The organism is Actinosynnema sp. NPDC002837 (assembly GCF_040295345.1).
Classification (GTDB): domain Bacteria; phylum Actinomycetota; class Actinomycetes; order Mycobacteriales; family Pseudonocardiaceae; genus Actinosynnema.
On sequence record NZ_JBEOVG010000046.1, the window covers coordinates 1 to 24,448 of the forward strand.

Here is a 24,448-nt window from a genome sequence, read left to right on the forward strand (position 1 = left end):
GACATGGGGCCCTTACGGGCACCCCAGGCAGGCCAAAGCCGGGCTGGCCTGGCGGAAAAAGCACCCGCCAGGCCTGCCCGGCTTCGTCCAGCCTATGGCACCCGAACCCATGTCAAATCGGGCCTCTGCGGAAGCCTTCGGGCCCGCCGCGCCCCATTTCCACCGACCCGCGCCCATCCCCCCTGCCACACCCCGGCCCACCGCCACACCCCGGCCCACCGCCACACCCCGGCCCACCGCCACACCCCCGCCCCCCTGCCACACCCCGCCCTCACCCGTCCACTTCACCGCCCTTCCCTAAATGAAGGGCTTCGTGTCATCCCGCCGACCTGGCGCAGCCCTACCGCACGTGTCAAGGGGGGCGCTGTTCACCGATGCCCGCACCGTCCACTGTTGCCGCCCCCCTTGATACGTGTGGTAGCCCTTGTGGAGGTCGGTGGGATGACACGAAACCCGCACCACAACGGACCCGCCGCCGAACCACCCACCCCGCCGTCATCCTGCTGATCTGCCCGTCCGGCGAGGACAGTCTTTAACGCTCTGAAACCCCAACACCTTCGATCGCCTAACCCAACACCTCCCGCAACAACCGCGCCGTCTCACTGGGCGTCTTCCCCACCCGAACCCCCACCGCCTCCAACGCTTCCTTCTTCGCCTGCGCCGTCCCTGTCGACCCGGACACGATCGCCCCCGCGTGCCCCATCGTCCGCCCCTCCGGCGCCGTGAACCCGGCCACGTACGCCACCACCGGCTTCGTCACGGACGACCTGATGTACTCGGCCGCGCGCTCCTCCGCGTCCCCGCCGATCTCACCGATCATCACGATCGCCGACGTCTCCGGATCCGCCTCGAACGCCGCCAGCACATCGATGTGCGTGGTCCCGATCACCGGATCGCCACCGATCCCCACCGCCGTCGTGAACCCGACGTCCCGCAGCTCGTACATCAACTGGTACGTCAACGTCCCCGACTTCGACACCAACCCGATCGGCCCGGGTCCACAGATGTCATCCGGGATGATCCCGGCGTTCGACTTGCCCGGACTGATCACCCCGGGGCAGTTCGGCCCGATGATCCGCGTCCGACCGCCCGACGCGACCGCGTGCGCCCAGAACGCCGCCGTGTCGTGCACCGGCACGCCCTCCGTGATCACGACCGCCAACCCGATCCCGGCGTCGACGGCCTCGATCACCGCGTTCTTCGTGAACGCGGGCGGCACGAACACCACCGTCGCGTCCGCGCCCGTCGCCGCCATCGCCTCCGCCACACCGCCGAACACCGGCAGCACGTGACCGTCGAAGTCGACGACCTCACCGGCCTTGCGGGGGTTCACCCCGCCGACGATCCGGGTGCCCGCCTTGAGCATCCGCTTGGTGTGCTTCGCGCCCTCCGCCCCGGTCATGCCCTGCACGATCACGCGAGTTCCCGACGTGATGAAGACGGCCACCTCACACCTCCGGCGCAGCGAGTTCGGCGGCCTTGTCGGCCGCGTCGTCCATCGTGTCCACCACGGTCACCAACGGGTGCGCGGCCTCGGCGAGGATCCGCCTGCCCTCCTCCACGTTGTTGCCGTCCAACCGCACCACCAACGGCTTGGTGGCCGCGTCGCCGAGCATCCCCAGCGCCGCCACGACCCCGTCCGCGACCGCGTCGCACGCCGTGATGCCGCCGAAGACGTTGACGAACACCGACCGCACGTCCGGGTCGTTCAGGACGATGTCGAGCCCGTCCGCCATGACCTGCGCGGACGCGCCGCCGCCGATGTCCAGGAAGTTCGCCGGCCGCACCCCTCCACGCCGCTCGCCCGCGTACGCGACGACGTCCAATGTGGACATCACCAGCCCGGCCCCGTTCCCGATCACGCCGACCTGGCCATCCAGCTTCACGTAGTTGAGCCCGCGCTCCCGCGCCGCCGCCTCCAGCGGATCTTCCCCGAACCCGTCCGCCAACCCCTCGTGCTCCGGGTGCCGGAACCCCGCGTTCGAGTCCAGCGTGATCTTCCCGTCCACCGCGAGCACGTCACCCGACCGAGTCCGCACCAGCGGGTTCACCTCGACCAACGTGGCGTCCTCCGCCACGAACGCCTCCCACAGCCTCACGATCACGTCCGCGACCCGATCGGCCACCTCCGGCGGGAACTTCGCCGCCGTCACGATCTCGTGCGCGACGGCCAGGTCCACCGACGTCACCGGCACCCGCGCCAACGCGTCCGGCCGCCGGGCCGCGACCTCCTCGATGTCCATGCCGCCCTCGACCGACGCCATCGCGAGGAACGTCCGGTTCGCCCGGTCCAGCAGGAACGAGAAGTAGTACTCCTCCGCGATGTCGCTCGCCTCGACCACGAGCACCTTCCGCACCACGTGCCCCTTGATCTCCATCCCGAGGATGTCGGACGCGGCCTCCCGCGCCTCCTCCGGCGTCCGGGCGAGCTTCACACCGCCCGCCTTGCCCCGGCCGCCGGTCTTCACCTGCGCCTTCACCACGACGGTCCCGCCGATCGACGTCGCCGCGGCGTGCGCCTCGTCCGGTGTCACGGCGAGCAGGCCGTGCGGCACCGGGACGGCGTGCGCCGCGAACAGGTCCCTGGCTTGGTGTTCGTGCAGATCCACGGCAGAAGGTCCTCTCCGCGCGGTGGGGCGCCGATGGCGGGCGCTGAAGGCCCGATCGTTGCGAGCTCTGGACATCGGCGCGAACAAGGCGTAACTATATGGGCTACCCCATACGGTATGCAATCTACAACCGGGCCGGTTCCAGGGTCGGGACCCCACCTCTGGAGAGGCGGGCCGACCGCGATCGAAGGAGTTGACCAGCACATGGCGCGGACAGCGACCGAGGCCGCCACGGGCAACAGCGCGGGGCCGGCGGGAGATGCCGACACGGGCCCGGAACTGATCTCCGGCGGGCACCTGGTGGCCAAGGCCCTCAAGGCCGAGGGCATCGACACGATCTTCACCCTGTGCGGCGGCCACGTCATCGACATCTACGACGGTTGCGTGGACGAGGGCATCGCGGTGATCGACGTGCGGCACGAGCAGGTGGCCGCGCACGCCGCCGACGCCTACGCCCGCGTCACGGGCAAGCCGGGCTGCGCCGTGGTGACCGCGGGTCCGGGCACGACCGACGCGGTCACCGGCGTGGCGAACGCGTTCCGCGCGGAGAGCCCGATGCTGCTGATCGGCGGCCAGGGCGCGTTGAGCCAGCACAAGATGGGCTCACTGCAGGACCTGCCGCACGTCGACATGATGACCCCGATCACGAAGTTCGCCGCGACCGTGCCGTCCACCGCGCGCATCGCCGACCTGGTGTCGATGGCGTTCCGCGAGGCGTTCAACGGCGCGCCGGGCCCGTCGTTCCTGGAGATCCCGCGCGACGTGCTGGACGCGTCGGTGCGCGTGGACCAGGCGCGGATCCCGGAGGCCGGCCGCTACCGCGCGTCCACCCGCAACGCGGGCGACCCGGCGGCGGTCGAGCGGCTGGCCGACCTGCTCGTGCACGCGAAGAAGCCGGTCGTCCTGTTCGGCAGCCAAGTGTGGACCACCCGCGCCACCGGTTCGGCGATCGAGCTCGTACGCGCGCTCAACATCCCCGCGTACATGAACGGCGCGGGCCGCGGCACGCTGCCGCCCGGCGACCCCCACCACTTCCAGCTGTCCCGCCGGTACGCGTTCGACAACGCCGACGTGATCGTCATCGTCGGCACGCCGTTCGACTTCCGGATGGGCTACGGCCGCCGCCTGTCCGCCAAGGCCACCGTCGTCCAGATCGACCTCGACTACCGCACCGTCGGCAAGAACCGCGACGTCGACCTGGGCATCGTGGGCGACGCGAACCTGGTCCTCGACGCGGTCACCCGGGCAGCCTCGGGCCGCACGGACAACGGCGCGGTGGCCCGCAAGCCGTGGCTGGAGGAACTCCAGGCCGTCGAGGAGAAGGCGCGCGAGAAGCGGCTGCCGCAGCTGCTCTCCGACGCGACCCCGATCCACCCCTACCGCCTGGTGCACGAGATCAACGAGTTCCTGACCGAGGACTCGATCTACATCGGCGACGGCGGCGACATCGTCACGTTCTCCGGCCAGGTGGTGCAGCCGAAGTCGCCCGGGCACTGGATGGACCCCGGTCCGCTGGGCACGCTCGGCGTCGGCGTGCCGTTCGTGCTGGCCACCAAGCTGGCCCGGCCGGACAAGGAGGTGGTGGCGCTGTTCGGCGACGGCGCGTTCAGCCTCACCGGCTGGGACTTCGAGACCCTGGTGCGCTACAACCTGCCGTTCGTCGGCATCGTCGGCAACAACTCGTCGATGAACCAGATCCGGTACGGCCAGGCGCAGAAGTACGGCGTGGCGCGCGAACGGGTCGGCAACACCCTCGGGGACGTCCGCTACGACGAGTTCGCCCGGATGCTCGGCGGTCACGGCGAAGAGGTCCGCGACCCCAAGGACATCGGGCCGGCCCTCCGACGCGCCCGCGAATCGGGCCTGCCGTCATTGATCAACGTCTGGGTGGACCCCGACGCCTACGCGCCCGGAACCATGAACCAGACCATGTACAAGTAACGCTCCCGTTATACGCCAAGGAGTTTGCTCGGGGAGCACTCCCTCTCAACCAACACACAGCCGGCCCACAGCACACACCAGCCAGCCGGCACACACCAGCCAGCCGGCACACACCAGCCAGCCAGCACGGAACAGCGAGCACACACCACAGTCAAAGGAGGACGTGCCATGGGCAAGGCTCTCGACGGCGTCCGGGTCCTGGACCTGACGCATGTCCAATCCGGACCGTCGGCGACGCAGATCCTCGCGTGGCTGGGCGCGGACGTGATCAAGGTGGAGGCGCCGGGCCGGGGCGACATCACCCGCGGCCAGCTCCGCGACCTGCCCGGTGTGGACAGCCTGTACTTCACCATGTTGAACGCGAACAAGCGCAGCATCACGCTGAACATGAAGAGCGACGAGGGCAAGGCCGTGTTCGGCCAGCTCGTCACCACCGCGGACGTGCTGGTGGAGAACTTCGGCCCCGGCGTGGTCGACCGGTTCGGGTTCACCTGGGACCGGCTCCAGGAGCTCAACCCCGGCCTGGTCTACGCGTCGATCAAGGGCTTCGGCGCGGGCCGGTACGCGCACTTCAAGGCCTACGAGGTCATCGCGCAGGCCATGGGCGGCTCGATGAGCACCACCGGCTTCGAGGACGGCCCGCCGCTGGCCACCGGAGCCCAGATCGGCGACTCGGGCACCGGCATCCACCTGGTCGCGGGCATCCTCGCCGCGCTCTACCAGCGCACGTCCACCGGCCGCGGCCAGCGCGTGCAGGTGGCCATGCAGGACGCGGTGCTCAACCTGTGCCGCGTGAAGCTGCGCGACCAGCAGCGGCTCGCGCACGGCCCGCTCGGCGAGTACCCGAACGAGACGTTCGCCGACGAGGTGCCGCGGTCGGGCAACGCCTCCGGCGGCGGGCAGCCGGGCTGGGCGGTGCGCTGCGCGCCCGGCGGTCCCAACGACTACATCTACGTGATCATCCAGCCGGTCGGCTGGCAGCCGATCACCGAGCTGATCGGCAAGCCCGAGCTCGCCGACGACCCCGCCTGGGCCACCCCGGAGGCCCGGCTGGACAAGCTGGACAAGGCGTTCGCGCTGATCGAGGAGTGGACCGAGCGGCACACCAAGTGGGAAGTGATGGACGCGCTCAACGCCCACGACATCCCGTGCGGCCCGATCCTGTCCACCCGCGAGCTGATCGAGGACGAGACGCTGGCCGAGCTCGGCACCGTGGTCGAGGTCGAGCACCCCGAGCGCGGCGCCTACAAGACCGTGGGCAGCCCGCTGAAGCTGTCCGACTCGCCGGTCGACGTCCAGCGCTCACCGCTTCTCGGCGAGCACAACGGCGAGGTGCTGGCCGAGCTCGGCTACCTGCCCGAGCAGCTGACCAAGCTCAAGGCGATGGGCGCGATCTGAGGTCGAGCCGCGCCCGCCACCCCACTCACCCGCACCCCCACACCCGCAATCCGGACGGGACCCGACCACCGACCGCGATCAACCCAAGGAGACGTCATGCCGGACTACGACCGGGCAGCGGTCGAACGGATCATCGCGGCGGTCACCGCCGAGGGCCGCGCCTCGCTGACCGCGCCCGAGGGCAGGCTGGTGTGCGAGGCCTACGGGATCACCACCCCCGCCGAGGGCCTGGCCGCCTCGCGGGACGAGGCCGTCGCGCTGGCCGCCGACATCGGCCTGCCGGTCGTGCTCAAGATCGTCTCACCGGACATCCTGCACAAGACCGAGGCGGGCGGCGTGCTCGTCGGCCTGGCCACGCCCGAGGAGGTGGCCGCGGGCTTCGACACGATCATCGCCAACGCCGTCGCTTACCAGGCCGACGCGGACATCGTCGGCGTGCAGGTGCAGCGGCTGATGACCTCCGGCCACGAGGTCATCGTCGGCGCGACGACGGACGAGACGTTCGGCAAGGTCGTCGCCTTCGGCCTGGGCGGCGTCCTGGTCGAGGTGCTCAAGGACGTCACGTTCCGCCTCGCCCCGACCACCGCCGCCGAGGCCGCGTCCATGGTGGACGGCATCGCCGCGGCCGAGATCCTGCGCGGTGTGCGCGGCGCGCCGCCGGCCGACCGCGACGCGCTCGCCGACCTGATCCGCCGGGTCGGCGACCTGGTCACGGACTTCCCGGCGCTGGCCGAGGTGGACCTCAACCCGGTGCTGGCCACACCGGACGGCGCCACCGCCGTCGACGTGCGGATCCTCGTCGACCACGAGGCCGCGCGCGAGCCGGTGCGGTTCAGCCAGGAGGACATCCTCGCCTCGATGAACCGGATCATGAAACCGGCCGCGGTCGCCGTGATCGGCGCGTCCAACGAGACCGGCAAGATCGGCAACTCGGTGATGCGCAACCTGGTCGACGGCGGCTACCGGGGCGAGATCTACCCGATCAACCCCAAAGCGGACGAAATCCTCGATCGCAAGGCCTACCGCAGCATCGCGGACGTGCCCGGCGACGTGGACGTGGCGGTGTTCGCGATCCCGGCGAAGTTCGTGCCCGCCGCGCTCGAGGAAGTCGGCGCGAAGGGCGTGGCGGGCGCGATCCTCATCCCGTCCGGCTTCGGCGAGACCGGCAACCACGAGTTGCAGGACGAGGTCGTGGCCATCGCGCGCAAGCACGGCGTGCGCATCCTCGGCCCGAACATCTACGGCTACTACTACACACCCGAAAACCTTTCAGCTACGTTTTGCACCCCGTACGACGTGAAGGGCGGGGTCGCCCTGTCCTCGCAGAGCGGGGGCATCGGCATGGCGATCCTCGGGTTCAGCCGCTCCGCCCGGATGGGCGTGTCCTCCATCGTCGGTGTCGGCAACAAGGCGGACATCGACGAGGACGACCTGCTCACGTTCTTCGAGCAGGACGAGAACACCCAGCTCATCGCCATGCACCTGGAAGACCTCAAGGACGGCCGCGCGTTCGCCGAGACCGCCAAGCGCGTGTCGGCGAAGAAGCCCGTCGTGGTCCTCAAAGCCGGCCGCACCGCCCAAGGCGCGAAAGCCGCCAGTTCGCACACGGGCGCACTGGCCGGTAACGACAAGGTCTACGACGACATCCTGCGGCAGAGCGGCGTCATCCGGGCGCCCGGCCTCAACGACATGCTGGAGTACGCGCGCGGCGTGCCCCTGCTGCCCGCGCCGAAGGGCGAGAACGTCGTCATCATCACCGGCGCGGGCGGCTCCGGCGTGCTGCTGTCCGACGCGTGCGTCGACAACGGGCTCTCCCTGATGGAGATCCCGTCCGACCTGGACGCGGCGTTCCGCGAGTTCATCCCGCCGTTCGGCGCGGCGGGCAACCCCGTCGACATCACCGGTGGCGAACCACCGTCCACCTACCGCAACACCATCGCGCTCGGCCTGGAGGACGAGCGCGTGCACGCCCTGATCCTCGGCTACTGGCACACCATCGTCACCCCGCCGATGGTGTTCGCCGAGCTCGTCGTCGAGGTCGTCCGGCACTACCGGGACCAGGGGATCCACAAGCCCGTCGTCGCCTCACTCTCCGGCGACGTGGAAGTCGAAGAAGCCAGTGAACACCTGTACCGGCACGGCATCGTCGCCTACCCGTACACCACGGAGAAGCCGGTCGCCGTGCTCGGCGCCAAGTACCGCTGGGCCCGCTCCGCCGGGCTGCTGTGAAGGGGGAGCCCCGCCTTTAGAACGCTGTAACTCACCGGGAGGTCCGTTGTGGATACACCCAACTCACCCGCCGAACCGCGGTCGGGCGCGGACGTCACCGCACCTCCGCCGGAGGAACGCGTGTGGCGGGCGGGGCGGCTGGAAGCGATGCCCATCAGGAAACTGCCCGACGCCCCGCCCTCCATCCACATCCTGGGCCCGACGGTGTTCCTCGTCGCGCTCGGCGTCGGCATGGGCGAGTCCTACATGTGGCCGCGGCTGGTGCTGCTGTTCGGCCCGGAGATCCGATGGCTGTTCCTCATCGGCGTGACGCTGCAGGCCGTGGTCATGCTGGAGATGGCCCGCTACGCGATGGCGACCGGTGAGAGCATCTTCTTCGGCGCGGCCCGCGTGTTCAAACCGATCATGTGGTTCTTCTTCACCGTCGCGATCCTGGTCTACATCTGGCCCGGTCACCTCTCCGCCGGGGCCGCCGCCCTGGAGGAGCTCACCGGCATACCGTGGACCGTGTCGGCGTGCGTCGGCCTGATCCTCGTCGGCGTCCTGTTCAGCATGGCCAAGGTGATCTACAACCTGCTGGAGAACGTGCTGTCCCTGCTCATCGGGCTGCTCGTGGTCGGCACCGCCGTAGTAGCCGCGATGGTGGGCACCTGGTCGGACGTGGTGTCCACCATCACCGGCATGTTCCACTTCGGCTACCTGCCGCCCGAGGCGCTCAGCGCGGCCTGGTTCCCGATCATCGTCGGCTCCATCGCGTTCGCCGGCCCGTCGGGCATGCAGCAGATGTGGTACACGTTGCACCTGCGCGACAGCGGCGCCGGGATGGGCGCCCACATCCCCCGCATCCGCGGCCTGCGCCACGCCGGCGAGGAAGAGGCCATGCCCGCGCGCGGGTTCATGTTCGACACCGACGACCCCGCCGAGATGGCGAAGTGGCGCGGGTGGCGGCGCTGGGTCACGTTCGACGCGCTGCTGCTGTTCTGGGGCGTCACGATGCTGGTCACCGTGTCGTTCACGGTGCTGGCGCAGGCCGCCAGCCGCACCAGCCCCGACGTCAAGGCGCTGCTGCACGCGGGGGAGCGGGAAGCCGCGCTCAACGCCATGTCCGACTCGTTCGCCGCGGCGGGCGGCCCCGTCCTCGGTGGCGTGTTCCTCGGGTTCATCGCGCTCATCGGCCTCAACGCCACGCTCGGCCTGTTCGACTCGTTCTCCCGCGGCCAGGCCGACATGACCTACCACTTCGTGCCCGGCGCGAAGCGGTTCCGCATGTCCCACCTCTACGCCGGGTTCCTGTGGGGCGTCATCGCGTTCGGCATCGTCATCCTGCTGTTCGGACCCGCCGACGGACCTGGCGCGATCCTCGACATCCTCGCGTTCCTGTCCACGTTCGCCATGGGCGCCTACTGCGTCGTCCTGCTGCTGGTGAACAACCGCATGCTGCCCAAACCCATCCGACCCAGGCTGCTCACCAACCTGATCATCGGGTTCGGCGCGGTGTTCTACCTCGGCATGCTGATCTACAGCCTGTTCCGGTTCGGCGTGGTGGTGGGGTGATGCGCGACCGGCTGGAGTTGGCGGTGCCGGGCGCCGTCGTCGGCGCGGTCGGCGGCCTGATCGCCGGGGCGCTGTCGGCGTTCGTCGGCCACCCCGCCGCCTGGGCGGCGGCCACCGCGCTGGCCATGGCCGTGCCGCTCGGGCTCCTCGGCGGCGGCTTCGGCCTGCTCGTCGGCGGCGGGCGGTTCCGGCTCGGCGTGTTCGCACCGGCCGCCCTGTACTGGCTGGTGGGGTTCCCGGCGGCCAGGCTGGTGGCGGAGACCTCGACGGGTTTCCTGCTCGGCGGCGGGTTCACCCCGCCCGACGACGTGCTCGGTTTCCTGGCCTACCAGGGCATCGTCAGCTTCGGCTGGGCCATCGGCTTCCTGTGGCTGCACGAGCGGATCGCACCGCACTGGCTCGACAAGGTGCGTGCGCGCAACCCGTTGGCGCAGCAGTGGTACGAGCGCTACGTGACGCACGCCCGCGTGCTGCGGGAGTCGTCGGCACGCGCCCGACGGAGGCGCGCCGACCGGGAGACGACGGCACGGACGAAGTGACCGCCTAGCGAAGGGCTCGCACAGATGGTTCTCCCCACCTGGGTCTGGATCGCGACGTTGATCGGGATCGCCGCGGTGATCGCGTTCGACTTCTACCTCGTGGCGCGCAACCCGCGCGACCCGTCGTTCTCCGAATCGCTGGTGTCGGTCTCGGTGTACGTCGGGCTGGCCGTGCTCTTCGGGCTCGGCGTGCTCGCGTTCGCGGGTCCTCGGTACGGCGGCGAGTTCTTCGCCGGGTGGATCACCGAGTACTCGCTCAGCGTGGACAACCTGTTCGTGTTCGTGCTGATCATGGGTCGGTTCGCGGTGCCGCGCGAGTACCGGCAGAAGGTCCTGATCGTCGGCGTGGTGCTGGCCCTGCTGCTGCGCGCGGTGTTCATCGCGCTCGGCGCCGGGGCGATCGCCCGGTTCGACTGGCTGTTCTACGTCTTCGGCGCGTTCCTGATCTTCACCGCCTGGAAGCTGCTGAAGGAAGGGCCGGGCGAGGACGAGGGCGAGTTCCACGAGAACGCGGCGCTGCGCGCGGTGCGCCGCGTGCTGCCGACGTCCCCGCGGTACGACGGCGCGGCGTTGACCACCCGCGTGGACGGGCGGCGGGTGGTCACGCCGATGCTCATCGTGATGGTCGCGGTCGGCACCACGGACCTGCTGTTCGCGGTGGACTCGATCCCGGCGATCTTCGGCCTGACCAAGGAGCCCTACCTGGTGCTCACCGCCAACGCGTTCGCGCTGATGGGGTTGCGCCAGCTGTTCTTCCTGGTCGGCGGCCTGCTCGACCGGTTGGTCCACCTCGGCAAGGGTCTCGCGGTGATCCTCGCGTTCATCGGGGTGAAGCTGATCCTCGAAGCACTGCACCACCACGGCGTCGACTGGGCGCCGGAGATCCCGATCCTGCTGTCCCTCGGGGTCATCGTCGTGGTGCTGCTGATCACGACCGCGGCGAGCCTGCTGGCGTCGCGCCAGGCCCGGGTGCGGGCCGAGCGGGACGTGCGGCGGGAGGGCGCAGCCGGGTCGTGAGCCGGGGCGCCGGGCGTTGCTGTGGGCTTCGTCCGGCTCCCTCGTCGGGCCTGACCACGGCCGTCAGGAGACGGTGGTGGTCTCTTCGCCCTTGCTGCGCCGGTCGTTCGCGTACTGCTCGATGTCCGCGACGGCGTGGTCGGTCTCCCGGCGCTGGGCGTCCATCGCGGTGTCCAGGCCGAGGCCGATGCGCCTGCCGTCGGCGGAGAACCCGGCGGGACGGGTCAGGGCGTTCTTGAGCTGCTGCCATCCGGGCATGCCTGTGCTCATCTGGTTCGAGTCCTTCCTTGCTCATTCTCGGGTTTGAGCGTTCCTCGGAGTCCGCCCGCGCCATCGCGGAGCGGCTCCACGATCCAGTAGACCGCACGTGCACCAGGTGTACCGGCCGGAGGTGCTACATCCAGAATACAGACTATCGTATACAAAACACTCAAAGCGTGAGGGCCGTCACCTGTACTCGATTCAGGTGGCCTGACCAGGGGTTGGGTGCTCCGAACCGGGGCCAGGGGTGGTGGGCCCCGTCACTCTCAGCGGCCCTCGCTGCCCTCGAGGTGCGCGCGGTAGGCCGTCCGGGTGCGCTCGGTGTGCTGGTTCATCACCCGGCCGGCGGCCTCGGCGTCGCCCTCGGCGATCGCCTTGATCAGCTCGGCGTGCTCGCTCCACGCGTCCTTGCCGCGGGTCAGCGCCAACGGCGCGTAGTACCAGCGGACCCGGCGGTCGACGGTGGCGATCATCTCCGCCAGCACGGCGTTGCCGGACAACCGGGTGATGCGCGCGTGCAGGGCGGCGTTGGCCGCGACGACCCGTTCCACGTCCTTCTGCTTGAGCGCCTCGACGCCCTCGCGCTGCAGCGCCTTGAGCTCGGCGACGTCCTCGGCCGTGGCGTGCTCGGCGGCGAGCTTCGCGGAGTGCGTCTCCAGGACGTTGCGCACGGACAGGAGCTGGTCGGCCTCTTCGTCGGTCGGCGTGTGCACGAACGCGCCCTGGGCCGGGCGCAGGTCGACCCAGCCCTCGGTCTGCAGGCGCTGCAACGCCTCGCGCACCGGCTGGCGGCTCACGCCGAGGTGCTCGGCCAGCTCGATCTCGACCAGGTGCTGACCGGGCTTGAGGGTACGGTTGACGATCAGGTCGAGCAGGGCCTCGTAGACGGCCTGGCGCAACGGTGCGGGCCGCTCGACCTTCCGGGAAGCGGCACTGCTCAGCGATTCGCGGGCCGCGCGACGGGTGGTTCCCGCGCCGATCAGCGGCGCGTTGGGCTGGCTCACGGTCGCCTCCTCGGGCAGGTGTCGGGAATGCCCGATCTTCAGCATACAGATTTTCGTATGCAAAAAGCAATCTGAAGTCACCCGGTCGGGGCGGACGTCACCTCGTGGTGCGCATCGGCCGCCCGGTTGGGCTATCGCTCCCGTAGTTCATACAACATACTGTATGCAATCATTGCGAAGGCGAGGGACGTCATGAAAGTCGCAGTTCTCGGGGCCGGAGCCATCGGCGCTTACGTCGGCGCGGCGCTGCACCGCGCCGGGGTCGAGGTGCACCTCGTCGCACGAGGGGCGCACCTGGAAGCCATGCGCCGCCACGGTGTCCGGGTCCACAGCCCTCGCGGCGACTTCACCGCCGCGCCGCACGCCACCGACGACCCGGCCGACATCGGCCACGTCGACTACGTGTTCCTCGGGCTCAAAGCGCACCAGTACGCCGCCTGCGGCCCGCTCATCACACCCCTGCTCGGCCCGGACACCGCCGTCGTGGCCGCGCAGAACGGCATCCCCTGGTGGTACTTCCACGGGCTCGCCGGCCACCCCCTCGAAGGCGCCCGCGTCGAGGCCGTCGACCCGGGCGGCAGCGTCAGCGCCGTCCTCGACACCCGACGCGCGATCGGGTGCGTCGTCTACTGCTCCACCGAGATCGAGGCGCCGGGCGTCATCCGGCACGTCGAGGGCACCCGCTTCGCCCTCGGCGAACCCGACCGCACCGCCTCCAAGCGCTGCGCGGACCTCAGCGGGGCCATGGTCGCCGGCGGCCTCAAAGCGCCCATCGAACCCGACCTGCGCGACGACATCTGGGTCAAGCTGATGGGCAACGTCGCGTTCAACCCGCTCAGCGCGCTCACCCGCGCCACCATGGCCGAGATGTGCGAGCACCGCGACACCCGCGAGCTCGTCGCCCTCATGATGGCCGAGACCATCGCGGTCGCCCGCGCCGTCGGCTGCCACCCCCGCGTCTCCATCGAGAAGCGCATCGACGGCGCCCACCGCGTCGGCCACCACAAGACGTCGATGCTCCAGGACCTCGAAGCGGGCAAGGCGCTGGAGACCGACGCGATCATCGGCGCGGTCGTCGAGATCGCCCGGCTCACCGGCGTCGCCGCGCCCACCCTGCGCAGCGTGTACGCCGCCATCGACCTGTTGGGGCGCAAGGCACTCACCGCCGCTAGCTGAGAGGACCGACATGTCCCCGATCCTCAAGCCGGGCACCTCGTGGCCCGAGCTGTACGACCGGTGCGCCAAGGCCGCGCCCGAGGCGTTCCACCGCGACCGGCTGCTCAACCACGTCGCCGGCACGTGGCAGCGCATCGGCACGCCCGGTCACGCGACGTCACCCGTGGACGGCTCCACCATCGCCGGACCACCCCGGCTCGACGCCGCACAGGCCGAGCACGCCGTCGCGGCCGCCGTCGACCAGCACCGCGCGTGGGCCGCCGTGCCGTTGAAGGAGCGCAAGGCCCGCACCCTCGCCGCCCTGGCCGACCTGCACGCCCACCGCGACCTGCTCGCGTTGCTGCTGGTGTGGGAGATCGGCAAGCCGTGGCGGCTGGCGACCGCCGACGTCGACCGGTGCCTCGAAGGCGTCGAGTGGTACGTCGAGCAGATCGACCCCATGCTGCACGGCCGGACGCCGCTGCACGGCCCGGTCAGCAACATCGCCAGCTGGAACTACCCGATGAGCGTGCTGATGCACGCCATGCTCGTGCAGGCGCTGGCGGGCAACGCGGTCATCGCCAAAGCGCCCACCGACGGCGGCGTCGGCTGCCTGACCCTGGCGTGCGCCCTCGCCGTGCGGCACGCCCTGCCGCTCACCCTGGTCAGCGGCGGCGGGCGCGAGCTGTCGCCGGTGCTGGTCGGCTCGCCGGACATCGGCTGCCTGTCGTTCGTCGGCGGGCGTGGCGTCGGCGGCGAGATCGTCACCGGCCTCGACGCCACCAAGCGGCACGTCCTGGAGCAGGAAGGGCTGAACTGCTGGGGCGTGTGGGAGTTCGGCGACTGGGAGGCGCTGCGCCCGCAGCTGCGCAAGTCGTTCGACTACGCCAAGCAGCGCTGCACCGCCTACCCGCGGTACGTGGTGCAGCGGTCGTTGTTCGACTCGTTCCTCTCGGTGTACCTGGAAGCCGTCCGCGAGGTGACGTTCGGCCACCCGCTGGCCGTCACGTCACCGGACGACGACCTGCCGGACCTCGACTTCGGCCCCCTGATCACCGACGCCAAGGCCAAGGAACTGGGCGACGTCGTCGACGAGGCGATCGCCAAGGGCGGCGTGCCGCTGTACCGGGGCTCGCCGGACTCCGGCCGGTTCCTGCCCGACCAGCAGACGTCGGCGTACTTCGCGCCGGTCGCGATCCTGGCGCCGCCGCCGTCCTCGCCGCTGCACCACGCCGAGCCGTTCGGACCGGTGGACACGATCGTGCTGGTCGACACGGAAGCCGAGCTGCTGGCCGCGATGAACGCGAGCAACGGCGCGCTGGTGGCGTCGCTGTCGTGCGACGACGAGGCGGTGGCCCGGCGGCTGGCGGGTGAGGTGAACGCGTTCAAGTTCGGCCACAACAAGGCGCGCTCGCGCGGCGACCGGGACGAGGTGTTCGGCGGACGTGGGGCGTCGTGGCGCGGCGCGTTCGTCGGCGGTCCGTTGCTGGTGCACGCCGTCACCGAAGGCCCGCCCGGCGAACGGCTCTACGGCAACTTCCCGTCGTACTCCCTGTACCCGCCCACCTGAGTCGGAGGCTCGGATGTCTGTCGGCGTGGACCGGATCGTCCGCGACGTGGTCGCGCCCGCCGCTTCGTCCGTCGACCGCGACGGCGCCTTCCCCAGGGCGTCGGTCACGGCGTTGGGCGGGCTGCTCGGCATGACGATGTCCCGTGCGGTCGGCGGGCGCGGGTGCGGGTTGGCCGAGGTGGCGGACGCGGTCGAGCGGGTCGCGGCGGCGTGCGGCAGCACGGGTGCGGTGCTGCGTTCGCACTTCGCGGCGGTGGCGGCGGTGGATCGCCTGGGCGATCGGGCCTCGCGTGCTGCGGTCGCGGCCGGCGGGCATCTGAGCACGGTGGCGGTCTTCGGGCCGGGGTCGCACTTCCTGCTGCCGTCGGGCACGGCTTCGCGTCGTGGTGACGTGGTGGACCTGCGTGATCGCAAGAGCGGTGTCGTGGCGGCGGGGGAGGCCGACAGCTACGTGTGGTCGAGCGAACCCCTCGCCGCCCACGGCACCACCACGTTGTGGCACGTGCCGGCGAACGCCCCGGGCTTGTTGGTGCCCACCAATCGCCCGGGCCTCGGCCTGCGCGGCACGTCCACCAGCACGGTCTGGGCGGATCCGGCCCACGTCCCCGCGGACCGCCTGCTGGGTTCGGACGGTCGCTCCTTCGACACCGTCGTGCACCACGTGCTGCCTTGGCACGTCGTGCTCGGCGCGTCGGTGGCGTTGGGCGTCATGGGCGGAGCCGTCGACGCCGTCGCATCACACATCGACCCCACCGAGCTGCTCCGCCTGCGTCTGCGCGCGGACGCCGTGCGCGTGCTGCAAGCAGACGCGGTCGCCGCCGTGGACTGGGAACCGGATAGGGCGAGACGCAAGCTGTGCCAGTTGGCGGTGCACGCCGCCGAAGCCCTGGCCTCGGTCACCGACCTGGCGCTGAAGGCGTCGGCCGAGATGCCCTGGCCCACCCGGTCCGCCGTGGAGCGCCACTTCCGCGAGGCGAGGGCCCTGAACGCCCACCCGCCGACCGCCGACGCCTTCACCGAGTTCACCGCCCGCGCCGAGCCGGACCACCCCAAGGCGACCCGGCTCGGCGCTTGACCTGCGCTTATCCTGTCCGCTCGATTCACGAACGGGTGAACCTGAAACTCCGCATCAACCAAAACGCCGTTATCGAGGCCGTCGAACGTCGGTTGAAACGAAGAGGAGGCCCGACCAACCCACGGAACGCGCTCAGTGGCCAACCCACGGAACGTGCTCAGTGGCCAACCCGCAGAAGGCGCGTCCGTGACCAATCCGCGGGAGGCACCCGCGGAAGGCGCGTCAGTGCACCCCGAGCACGCCGTCCACCCGCCGCGGGATGCCCAACGGGTTGCCCTCGCGCAGCTCGGCGGGCAGCAGGGCGTCCGGCCAGGACTGGTAGGTCACCGGTGCCACCCACCGCCGGATCGAAGTCGCCCCGACGGACGTGTGGAGCGGGTTGGTGGTGGCCGGCCACGGGCCGCCGTGGTGCATGCCCCAGGCCACCGCGACACCGGTCGGCCAGGCGTTGAAGATCAGCCGACCCACGACCGGCCGCAGCGCCTCGGCGACGCGCCCCGCGTGCTCGTGCTCGGACTCGGCGGCGTGCACGGTGCCGGTGAGCGTGCCCGGCAGCCGGGGGAGGACCAACGCCAGTTCGGCCGGATCGGTGTAGGTCACCACGACCGCCGCCGGGCCGAAGTGCTCCTCGGTCAGCTTCTCGAGGTTGTCCGCGAACGTCGCCAGCGGCACCTGGAAGAGGCGCGGTTCGACGCTCCAGCCCTCGGTGGGCGCGGTGCCCTCGGCCACCAGGTCGGCCAGGCCGGAGGCGGCCAGGCCGTCGGTGCCGGAGCGGTACGAGTCGCGCATCCGCTCGTTCAGCATGGGGCCGCCCGCGGCGGCCGAGACGGCGTCCGCCAGGGCCGGGACGAGGGAGGCCGGGGCGAAGAGCAGGCCCGGGTTGGTGCAGAACTGGCCCACGCCCATGGTCAGGGAGCCGACGAACTCGGCCGCGAAGCCCTCGGGCCGCGCGGCGGCGGCGTCGGGCAGCACCACGGTCGGGTTGACGCTGCCCAGCTCGCCGTAGAACGGGATCGGGTCGGGACGGGCGCCGGCCAGGTCGTACAGGGCGCGGCCGCCCGCGGTGGACCCGGTGAAGCCGACCGCCTTGATCGCGGGGTGCTTGACCAGCGCCACCCCGGCCTGCTGACCGTGCACGATCCCGAACACGCCCGCCGGCACGGCGGAGGCCACGATCCGCGCCGTCTCCCGCGACGTGCCGGGGTGCGACGGGTGCGCCTTCACGATCACCGGGCAGCCCGCGGCCAGCGCGGACGCCGTGTCACCGCCCGCCACCGAGAACGCGAACGGGAAGTTCGACGCGGCGAAGACGCCCACCGTCCCGAGTGGACGGAGCATGCGCCGCAGCACGGGCCGCGGCGGGATGATGCCCGGGTCCGCCGAATCCAGCGTCGCCTCGACGTAGCTGCCCTCGCGCAGCACCTCGCCGAACAGCCGCAGCTGGTTCGTCGTCCGCTTCAGCTCACCGGTCAACCGCGGCACGCCCAGCGCCGTCTCCGCGTCCGCGAGCTCCACCAGCGCGTCGGCCGAAGCGTCCAGGGCGTCGGCCACGGCGTCGAGCACCGAAGCCCGCTCCACCGCCGGCAACGACGACCAAGCCGGGAACGCCGCCGCGGCCGCCCGGGCCAGCGCGTCCACCTCGCGGTCCGACGTCTCCGGCACCGCCGCGCCCACCGGCTCACCGGTCCGCGGGTTGTAACCCTGCTCGCTCATCGGCCCGCCTCCTTCACCGCGGTGTCGAACTCGGGCGTGCACCACACGCCGCCCAAGTACGTCATGGCCGGGGAGCCGGGATCCGGCGCGCCCGCGGCCAGGACCTCCTCCGCGTACACCTCGGAGTCGTCGGCGGACTTGTACCCCAACGCCTCCGCCTCGCTCAGCGAGAACCACCGCCGCGTGTTGTCCGACACGCCCCACACCACCCGGAACCCGGGCGACGGCGCCGACAGGCACGCCTCGAACAGCCGCGCGCCGTCGTCCGGCGACAACCACGTCGACAACATCCGCGCGTCACGCGGCTTCTCGAAGCACGACCCGATCCGGACCGCGATCACGTCGAGCCCGTACCGCGACGCGTACAGGCTGCCCAACGCCTCCAACGCCACCTTGCTCACGCCGTAGTACGTGTCCGGCTGCGGGAACAGGTAGTCGCCCGCCTCACCCGACCCGCGCTCGTAGTACCCGACCGCGTGGTTGGAGCTGGCCAGCACCACCCGGGACACCCCGGCCCGCCGCGCCGCCTCCAGCACCACGTGCGTGCCGTTGATGTTGACGTCCAGGATCTCCGCCCACGGCCGCTCCAGGCTGTGCCCACCGAGGTGGATCACCGCGTCGACGCCCGCGCACGCCTCCTCCATCGCGGCCTGGTCGGTCACCGACGCCGTGACCAGCTCGACCCGCTCACCGTCGGCGGCGGCCGGCAGCGGCGCGATGTCGAGCAGGCGCAGGGTCCGGTCCGGCGCGGCCAGTCGGGTGCGCATGAGCGTGCCGACTATGCCGGCGGCGCCGGTGATGAGGATTCGCTCGGTCACGTCGAGCCCTTTCGGAATCGGAACGGGAATCAGCGGCCGAACTGGCGCAGCAGTTCGGTGATCGTGCGGGCCGCGTGCAGCAGCGCTTCGACGACCTGGCGCTCGTGGTCCGGGTCGAGCCGACCCAGCGGCACCGAGCAGCTCATCGCGTCGAGCACGGGATTGCGGTAGGGCAGGGCGACGGCGAAGCAGCCGAGGCCCGGCGTGTTCTCCTCGCGCTCGTGCGCGTACCCGACCGCGCGGAACCCCGCGAGCTGGGCGTGCAGCGCCGGGCGTTCGATGATCGTGTTCGGCGTCAACGGCGTCAGCCGCGCGGGCAGGATCGCGTCGACCTCGGCGGGCGTGCGGGCGGCGAGCAGCGCCTTGCCCAGCGACGTGGAGTGCGCGGGCAGCCGCCGTCCGACGCGGGACACCACGCGCAGGTGGTGCTCGGACTCGCGGCTGGCGAGGTAGACCACGTCCGCGCCGTCGAGGCGGGCCAGGTGGACCGTCTCGTTGATCTCCCGGCGCACCTGCTCCATGACGCGGATGGCGACCTGCACCACCGGGTCGTGGTCGAGGTACGACGTGCCGACGAGCAGGGCGCGCACGCCGATGCCGTACGTGCCGCGGGTGGGGTCGAGCTCCACCCACCCCCTGGCGACGAGCGTCTGCAAGAGCATGTAGAGGCTCGACTTCGGGTAGCTCAGCTCGCGGTGCAGTTCGGTCAGGGTCAGCGGGCGGTCCGACGCCGACAGCACTTCGAGCAGTTCCACAGTCCGATCGGCCGACTTGACCGCGTTCGGCCGAGCGGGTGACGCGGGTCCAGTCACCAAGTCCTCCACGGGAAACGTTCCGGCAACACGCACTTGACACGTCGCTGCGCCGATTCTTACAGTCCGCCCAACACGTTCACAAGTACGACCCTAATTCATATATATGAACAGTACGGCCGTGAACAGGAGTCGCCGTCCATGACACTCTCCCGCCGGTGCGCCACGGCCGTCGCTGTAGTGACCGTTGCGGGTCCGATCACGCACCCGACCTGCGGCTACCGGCCGTCCGACGGAGCGGCGCACCGCCACGCGCCGCCCTCGGCTCGAACGCGCCGCGCGGCGAGGTCGCCCGAGGTCCGCACCAAGTCTCCCGGCGCACGGCTCGGCGTCGAGGCAGACCCCGCCGGAACGACGGCATCCGCCGAACCGGTGAACTCCCGCGAACGGCCCGGGTTGCGCAACTCCTGGACTCGGACCGTCCATTCGCTCAGGGTGTCCCGGTGACACCGGTGGACACCGCCTTGGACGTGGGTGCGACGGCCAGTGGCGGCGGTGCCGTCGCGGCCCACCCCGTGGGGCGATCCCGACCTCGGGGTCGCCCCACGGAACCACACCCGAACCATTGTCACGTCGGCGGGGACTCGCTCATCAGCGCCGATGGTGCCCCTGCTGCTCCACTTCGCCGCCAGTGCGCTCGCCGCCTGCGCGCTGCCGCGCGAGGAAACGCAAAAGTCCTTCCTGCGTGGGATCACCACGGGAGCGATCAAGGGATGAAGGTCTGGGTATGCAACTGGATGGGGTGCTGTTCTTCCCGGTGACGCCGTTCGACGCGGACGGCGCGCTCGCGGAGGACGTGCTGGCCGAGCACGTCGAACGAGGGGTGGCGGCGGGCGCGGGCGGCGTGTTCATCGCCTGCGGCACGGGCGAGTTCCACGCGTTGGAGCCGTCGGAGGTCGAGCGGGCGGTGGCCGTCGCGGTCGAGGCGACCGCCGGGCGGGTGCCGGTGTTCTCGGGTGTCGGCGGCCCGCTGCCGACGGCCAAGCTGATCGCGCGCGCCGCCGAACGGGTCGGTGCGGACGGTTTGCTGCTGCTGCCGCCGTACCTGGTGACCAACCCGCCGAAGGGCCTGGTCAGGTACGTGACGGAGGTGGCGGGCGCGTCGGACCTGTCGCTGATCGTCTACCAGCGCAACAACGCGGTGTTCACGCCGGAGACGGCGGTGGAGGTCGCGTCGCTGCCGACCGTGGTCGGGTTCAAGGACGGGCTCGGGGACATCGACCTGCTGCACCGCATCGTGCTCGCGGTGCGCTCGGGTGTCGACAAGCCGTTCCAGTTCTTCAACGGCCTGCCGACCGCGGAGCTGACCGTGCCCGCGTACCGGGGCATCGGCGTGGACCTGTACTCGTCCGCGGTGTTCTGCTTCGCGCCGGAGATCTCGCTCGGCTTCTACCACGCGGTGCGCAGTGGTGACGACGCGTTGGTCAACCGGTACCTGCTGGAGTTCTACAAGCCGCTGGTCGAGTTGCGCGACAAGGTGCCCGGCTACGCCGTGTCACTGGTGAAGGCGGCCGTGCGGGCCACCGGGCTCGACGTGGGCGGCGTCCGCGCGCCGCTGCTCGACCCGACGCCCGAGCACGTGGCGGAGCTGGAGAAGGTCGTCGCGGCCGGTCGGAGCCTGGCCGAATGAAGATCACCGACATCACCATCACCCCCGTCGCCTTCCGCGACCCGCCCCTGCTGAACTCGGTGGGCGTGCACGAGCCGTGGGCGCTGCGCACCATCGTGGAGGTGCACACCGACGAGGGGATCTCCGGGCTCGGCGAGAGCTACGGCGACATCGGCCACCTCACCCGGATGCGCACGGCCGCGCCCGCGCTGGTCGGCCTGGACGTGCACGCGCTGAACGACATGCACTCCCGGATCGCGGCGGCGCTCGGCGGCGAGGCGGGGTCGGACCGGCACGGGCTGACCGGGCCGCTGACCGTCGAGTCCACTGTGGACCGGGTGTTCTCGCCGTTCGAGGTGGCGTGCTGGGACATCCGCGGCAAGGCCCTCGGCCGCCCGGTGAGCGACCTGCTCGGCGGCGCCGTGCGCGACGCCGTGCCGTACAGCGCGTACCTGTTCTACAAGTGGGCGGGCCACCCCGGCGCGGAGCCGGACGAGTTCGGCGAGGCGCTCGACCCGGCGGGCATCGTGGAACAGGCCCGGCTGCTGATCGAGCGGCACGGGTTCGGCTCGATCAAGCTCAAGGGCGGCGTGTTCCCGCCCGAGCAGGAGATCGAGGCGATCCACGCGCTGCGCGAGGCGTTCCCCGACCACCCGCTGCGGCTGGACCCCAACGCGGCGTGGACGCCGGAGACGTCGCTGAAGGTCGCCGAGGAGCTCGACGGCGTGGTCGAGTACCTGGAGGACCCCGCGCCGGAGATCGACGGGATGGCGGAGGTCGCGGCCCGCGCGCCGATGCCGTTGGCGACGAACATGTGCGTGATCGCGTTCGAGCACATCGCCCGGTCGGTGGAGGTGGACGCGGTGCAGGTCATCCTGTCCGACCACCACTACTGGGGCGGCCTGTCGCGGTCCAAGGAGCTGGCCGGGATCTGCCGGACGTTCGGCATCGGCCTGTCCATGCACTCCAACTCGCACCTGGGCATCAGCCTGGCCGCGATGACGCACCTCGCCGCGTCCACGCCGAACCTGAACTACGCGTGCGACACGCACTACCCGTGGAACGTCGCGGACGACGTGATCACCACGCCGTTCACGTTCGTGGACGGCGCCATCCCGGTGCCGACCGCGCCGGGGCTGGGCGTCGAGCTGGACCGCGACGCGTTGGCCCGGCTCGCGGAGAACTACCGGACGTGCGGCCTCGTGCAGCGCGACGACACCGGTTACATGCAGGAGCACGACCCGTCTTACGAGAGGAAGCGCCCCCGGTGGTGACCACCGTTGCGCACTTGTACCCCTGGGATGTCGTGGGGGACCCGTCCGCCGTCGAACGGGTCGCGTCGTTGGGGGTGGACGCGGTGGCCCTCGCCGCGTCCTACCACACGGTGCGGGCCGCGACGCCGTTCCACCCATCGCACCGGATGGTGGACGCGCGGCACGCGGCGTTCTACCTGCCCGTGCGGGAGGAGGCGTGGCGGGACAAGCGGTTGGTGCCCGCCGAACCGTCGTGGATGGGCGGTTCGGACTCCTACACCGAGGCTTCGGACGCCCTGCGGGCGGCCGGGTTGCCGGTGTACGCGTGGACCGTGCTGACGCACAGCAGCCGGCTGGGTGACGCTCATCCGGACGTGGCGGTGCGTAACGCTTTCGGTGACCTGTACCCGTACGCGCTGTGCCCGTCGAACGACGACGTGGTCGAGTACGCCCGGACGCTGGTGTCCGAGGTGCTCTCGCTCGGGCGGCCGGACGGGATCGTGCTGGAGGCGTGCGGGCCGCTGGGGTTCTTCCACGGCGGGCACCACGAGAAGACCGACGGCGCGGACTGGTCGGCCGTGCAGCAGAAGCTGCTGTCGCTGTGCTTCTGCGGGGCTTGCGCGCGGCGTTATGACGACCCGGAGGGGTTGCGCGCGCTGGTCCGCGCTGGGGTCGACAACGGTGTCGGCAGCGTGGACGAGGCGTTGGGGGATCGGACTGCCGACGTGCGCGCGGTGCGCACGGAGATCTCCCGTTCGCTGCGGCGCGACCTCGTGGGGTTGATCAGGTCGACGTCGCCGGGCACGCGCATCGCCGCGCACGCGACGGCCGACCCGTGGGGCACCGGGCCGTTCGCCACGGTGGCCGGGGGCGTCGACGCCGACGTCGACGTGCTGACGTTGACGTGCTGGCCGGGCGTGGACGCGTCGCTGCCCGCGATCCGCGCCTTGCGCGCGGAGACCGACGTGCGCACTGCCGCGTACGTGCTGGCCCTGCCGCCGAAGCCGGCGGACGGCGACGAGCTGCTGAAGGAGTGGCTGGCCTACGCGGAGGCCGGCGTCCAGGAGTTCCACCTCTACCACGCGGGCCTGGCCTCCGAACCCCGCCTGGCCGCCCTCCGCCACGCCATCACGGGCCTCGACCAAGCCCTCCGCTGACCCGCGTGTCGAACGTTCAGGTACCCCGAGTTCAACGCTCACGTCGGTCATCCAGGGCGCTGAGCGTTGAATTCAGGGGGTCCTGAGGGTTCGACACGCGGGACCTGGAGGTTCGGCGCGCGGGTTCACTGGATCGGGTAACTGTGAAGAAGGGTGGGCAACCCGCGGGGTGGGTTGGTCCGTCCTTGGGGCATGAGAAGCCTTGGAACCGCTATCGGCGCGGGTGTGCTGCTGGTCGTGCTCGCCGCCTGCGCAACGTCCACGCCCGTCGGTCCGGGCAACGGGCCGACGTTGACCACCTCGGCCGAACCCACCTCGCCCAGCGTCGAGGAGCCGGAGTTCGAGAGCCCCGTGCCGCCGGGCGGCCAGGAAGTGCCCGAGAACCGGATCGACGCGGCCGCCGTCCCCGAGGGCAACCCCACCACCACCTGGACCGAGGGTGACGGCAGCGTGCTCGGCGTCATCGCCCAGGAAGCCGGCTGCGGCAAGGCGAGCGTCGAGATCGCCGAGCAGAACGCCCAGGTGGTGAAGGTGGTGCTGGTCGAGACCACCCCGCTCGACCAGCCGGTCTGCACGATGGACATCCGCTACCCGCCGCTGACCGCGAAGCTCGACGCGCCGCTCGGTGACCGCACGGTCGTCCTGAGCACCCGGCAGGACCAGAAGTAATCCCCTCCGGTGCCCGGTCGGCCTGCCCCCGGTCGGCCGGGCATCGCCCGCTTTGCAACCTCACG

Annotated in this window: 20 protein-coding genes; 13 read left to right on the forward strand and 7 right to left on the reverse strand. The window is 71.0% G+C overall.

Going from position 1 to position 24,448, the window contains the following annotated elements:
• Positions 1 to 565: 565 nt before the first annotated feature.
• Together sucD and sucC are read right to left on the reverse strand one after the other, a co-directional pair.
• On the reverse strand, positions 566 to 1,447 hold the full coding sequence (gene sucD / locus ABTZ99_RS26950) for a succinate--CoA ligase subunit alpha (RefSeq protein WP_499615034.1): 882 nt from the start codon (positions 1,445 to 1,447) through the stop codon (positions 566 to 568).
• A 1-nt stretch (position 1,448) separates the two neighbouring features.
• Complete coding sequence (gene sucC / locus ABTZ99_RS26955; RefSeq protein WP_499615037.1) at positions 1,449 to 2,609, reverse strand: ADP-forming succinate--CoA ligase subunit beta; 1,161 nt, start codon at positions 2,607 to 2,609, stop codon at positions 1,449 to 1,451.
• A gap of 204 nt (positions 2,610 to 2,813) precedes the next feature.
• On the opposite strand from sucC, the gene ABTZ99_RS26960 reads away from it, so the two are divergent.
• The 6 genes from ABTZ99_RS26960 to ABTZ99_RS26985 all read left to right on the forward strand — a co-directional run bounded on the left by ABTZ99_RS26960 (position 2,814) and on the right by ABTZ99_RS26985 (position 11,287).
• The gene (locus tag ABTZ99_RS26960) at positions 2,814 to 4,550 is read left to right on the forward strand and encodes a thiamine pyrophosphate-binding protein (RefSeq protein ID WP_499615039.1); all 1,737 of its coding nucleotides are present in this window, start codon (positions 2,814 to 2,816) and stop codon (positions 4,548 to 4,550) included.
• A gap of 168 nt (positions 4,551 to 4,718) precedes the next feature.
• A complete protein-coding gene (gene frc, locus ABTZ99_RS26965; protein ID WP_499615041.1) occupies positions 4,719 to 5,948 on the forward strand; it encodes a formyl-CoA transferase in 1,230 nt (409 codons plus the stop codon).
• Between the two features lie 96 nt (positions 5,949 to 6,044).
• Entirely contained in the window at positions 6,045 to 8,177 is a 2,133-nt protein-coding gene (locus ABTZ99_RS26970) for an acetate--CoA ligase family protein (protein WP_498773965.1), read from the forward strand.
• Between the two features lie 48 nt (positions 8,178 to 8,225).
• Positions 8,226 to 9,731 carry an Nramp family divalent metal transporter gene (locus ABTZ99_RS26975; RefSeq protein WP_498773967.1) on the forward strand — a complete coding sequence of 502 codons (1,506 nt, stop codon included), beginning with the start codon at positions 8,226 to 8,228 and terminating at the stop codon, positions 9,729 to 9,731.
• Entirely contained in the window at positions 9,731 to 10,270 is a 540-nt protein-coding gene (locus ABTZ99_RS26980) for a hypothetical protein (RefSeq protein WP_499615044.1), read from the forward strand. The genes ABTZ99_RS26975 and ABTZ99_RS26980 overlap by 1 nt, the downstream gene beginning before the upstream one ends.
• A 24-nt stretch (positions 10,271 to 10,294) precedes the next feature.
• Positions 10,295 to 11,287, forward strand: coding sequence for a TerC family protein (locus ABTZ99_RS26985; protein ID WP_498773971.1), 993 nt, complete (start codon positions 10,295 to 10,297; stop codon positions 11,285 to 11,287).
• A 63-nt stretch (positions 11,288 to 11,350) separates the two neighbouring features.
• On the opposite strand, the gene ABTZ99_RS26990 is transcribed toward ABTZ99_RS26985, so the two are convergent.
• Entirely contained in the window at positions 11,351 to 11,557 is a 207-nt protein-coding gene (locus tag ABTZ99_RS26990) for a hypothetical protein (protein ID WP_230566596.1), read from the reverse strand.
• A gap of 257 nt (positions 11,558 to 11,814) precedes the next feature.
• The gene (locus ABTZ99_RS26995; protein WP_498773974.1) at positions 11,815 to 12,552 is read right to left on the reverse strand and encodes a GntR family transcriptional regulator; all 738 of its coding nucleotides are present in this window, start codon (positions 12,550 to 12,552) and stop codon (positions 11,815 to 11,817) included.
• 192 nt (positions 12,553 to 12,744) lie between these two features.
• Here ABTZ99_RS26995 and ABTZ99_RS27000 point away from each other — a divergent pair, with 192 nt between their 5' ends.
• The 3 genes from ABTZ99_RS27000 to ABTZ99_RS27010 are packed head-to-tail and all read left to right on the forward strand — an operon-like array spanning position 12,745 to position 16,352.
• Positions 12,745 to 13,728, forward strand: coding sequence for a 2-dehydropantoate 2-reductase (locus ABTZ99_RS27000; RefSeq protein WP_498773976.1), 984 nt, complete (start codon positions 12,745 to 12,747; stop codon positions 13,726 to 13,728).
• A 10-nt stretch (positions 13,729 to 13,738) separates the two neighbouring features.
• Entirely contained in the window at positions 13,739 to 15,277 is a 1,539-nt protein-coding gene (locus ABTZ99_RS27005) for an aldehyde dehydrogenase family protein (protein WP_499615048.1), read from the forward strand.
• Positions 15,278 to 15,290: 13 nt separating this feature from the next.
• A complete protein-coding gene (locus ABTZ99_RS27010; RefSeq protein WP_499615051.1) occupies positions 15,291 to 16,352 on the forward strand; it encodes an acyl-CoA dehydrogenase family protein in 1,062 nt (353 codons plus the stop codon).
• Between the two features lie 222 nt (positions 16,353 to 16,574).
• On the opposite strand, the gene ABTZ99_RS27015 is transcribed toward ABTZ99_RS27010, so the two are convergent.
• From ABTZ99_RS27015 to ABTZ99_RS27025, 3 genes are read right to left on the reverse strand one after another with little or no spacing between them, the layout of a single operon-like run.
• The gene (locus tag ABTZ99_RS27015) at positions 16,575 to 18,065 is read right to left on the reverse strand and encodes an aldehyde dehydrogenase (NADP(+)) (RefSeq protein ID WP_499615054.1); all 1,491 of its coding nucleotides are present in this window, start codon (positions 18,063 to 18,065) and stop codon (positions 16,575 to 16,577) included.
• A complete protein-coding gene (locus tag ABTZ99_RS27020; protein ID WP_498773984.1) occupies positions 18,062 to 18,883 on the reverse strand; it encodes an NAD-dependent epimerase/dehydratase family protein in 822 nt (273 codons plus the stop codon). The genes ABTZ99_RS27015 and ABTZ99_RS27020 overlap by 4 nt, the downstream gene beginning before the upstream one ends.
• Positions 18,884 to 18,912: 29 nt before the next feature.
• The gene (locus tag ABTZ99_RS27025) at positions 18,913 to 19,695 is read right to left on the reverse strand and encodes an IclR family transcriptional regulator (RefSeq protein ID WP_073895339.1); all 783 of its coding nucleotides are present in this window, start codon (positions 19,693 to 19,695) and stop codon (positions 18,913 to 18,915) included.
• Positions 19,696 to 20,422: 727 nt separating this feature from the next.
• On the opposite strand from ABTZ99_RS27025, the gene ABTZ99_RS27030 reads away from it, so the two are divergent.
• From ABTZ99_RS27030 to ABTZ99_RS27045, 4 genes are all read left to right on the forward strand, one after another.
• Complete coding sequence (locus ABTZ99_RS27030; protein WP_499615057.1) at positions 20,423 to 21,325, forward strand: 5-dehydro-4-deoxyglucarate dehydratase; 903 nt, start codon at positions 20,423 to 20,425, stop codon at positions 21,323 to 21,325.
• Positions 21,322 to 22,578 (forward strand): glucarate dehydratase family protein, encoded by a 1,257-nt coding sequence (locus ABTZ99_RS27035; protein WP_498773988.1) that lies wholly within the window; start codon positions 21,322 to 21,324, stop codon positions 22,576 to 22,578. Before ABTZ99_RS27030 ends, ABTZ99_RS27035 begins: the two co-directional genes overlap by 4 nt.
• 14 nt (positions 22,579 to 22,592) lie before the next feature.
• Positions 22,593 to 23,714, forward strand: coding sequence for a hypothetical protein (locus tag ABTZ99_RS27040; protein WP_499615060.1), 1,122 nt, complete (start codon positions 22,593 to 22,595; stop codon positions 23,712 to 23,714).
• Positions 23,715 to 23,906: 192 nt separating this feature from the next.
• Positions 23,907 to 24,383, forward strand: a complete 477-nt coding sequence (locus ABTZ99_RS27045) for a hypothetical protein (protein ID WP_498773992.1) — start codon at positions 23,907 to 23,909, stop codon at positions 24,381 to 24,383.
• Positions 24,384 to 24,448 lie beyond the last annotated feature (65 nt).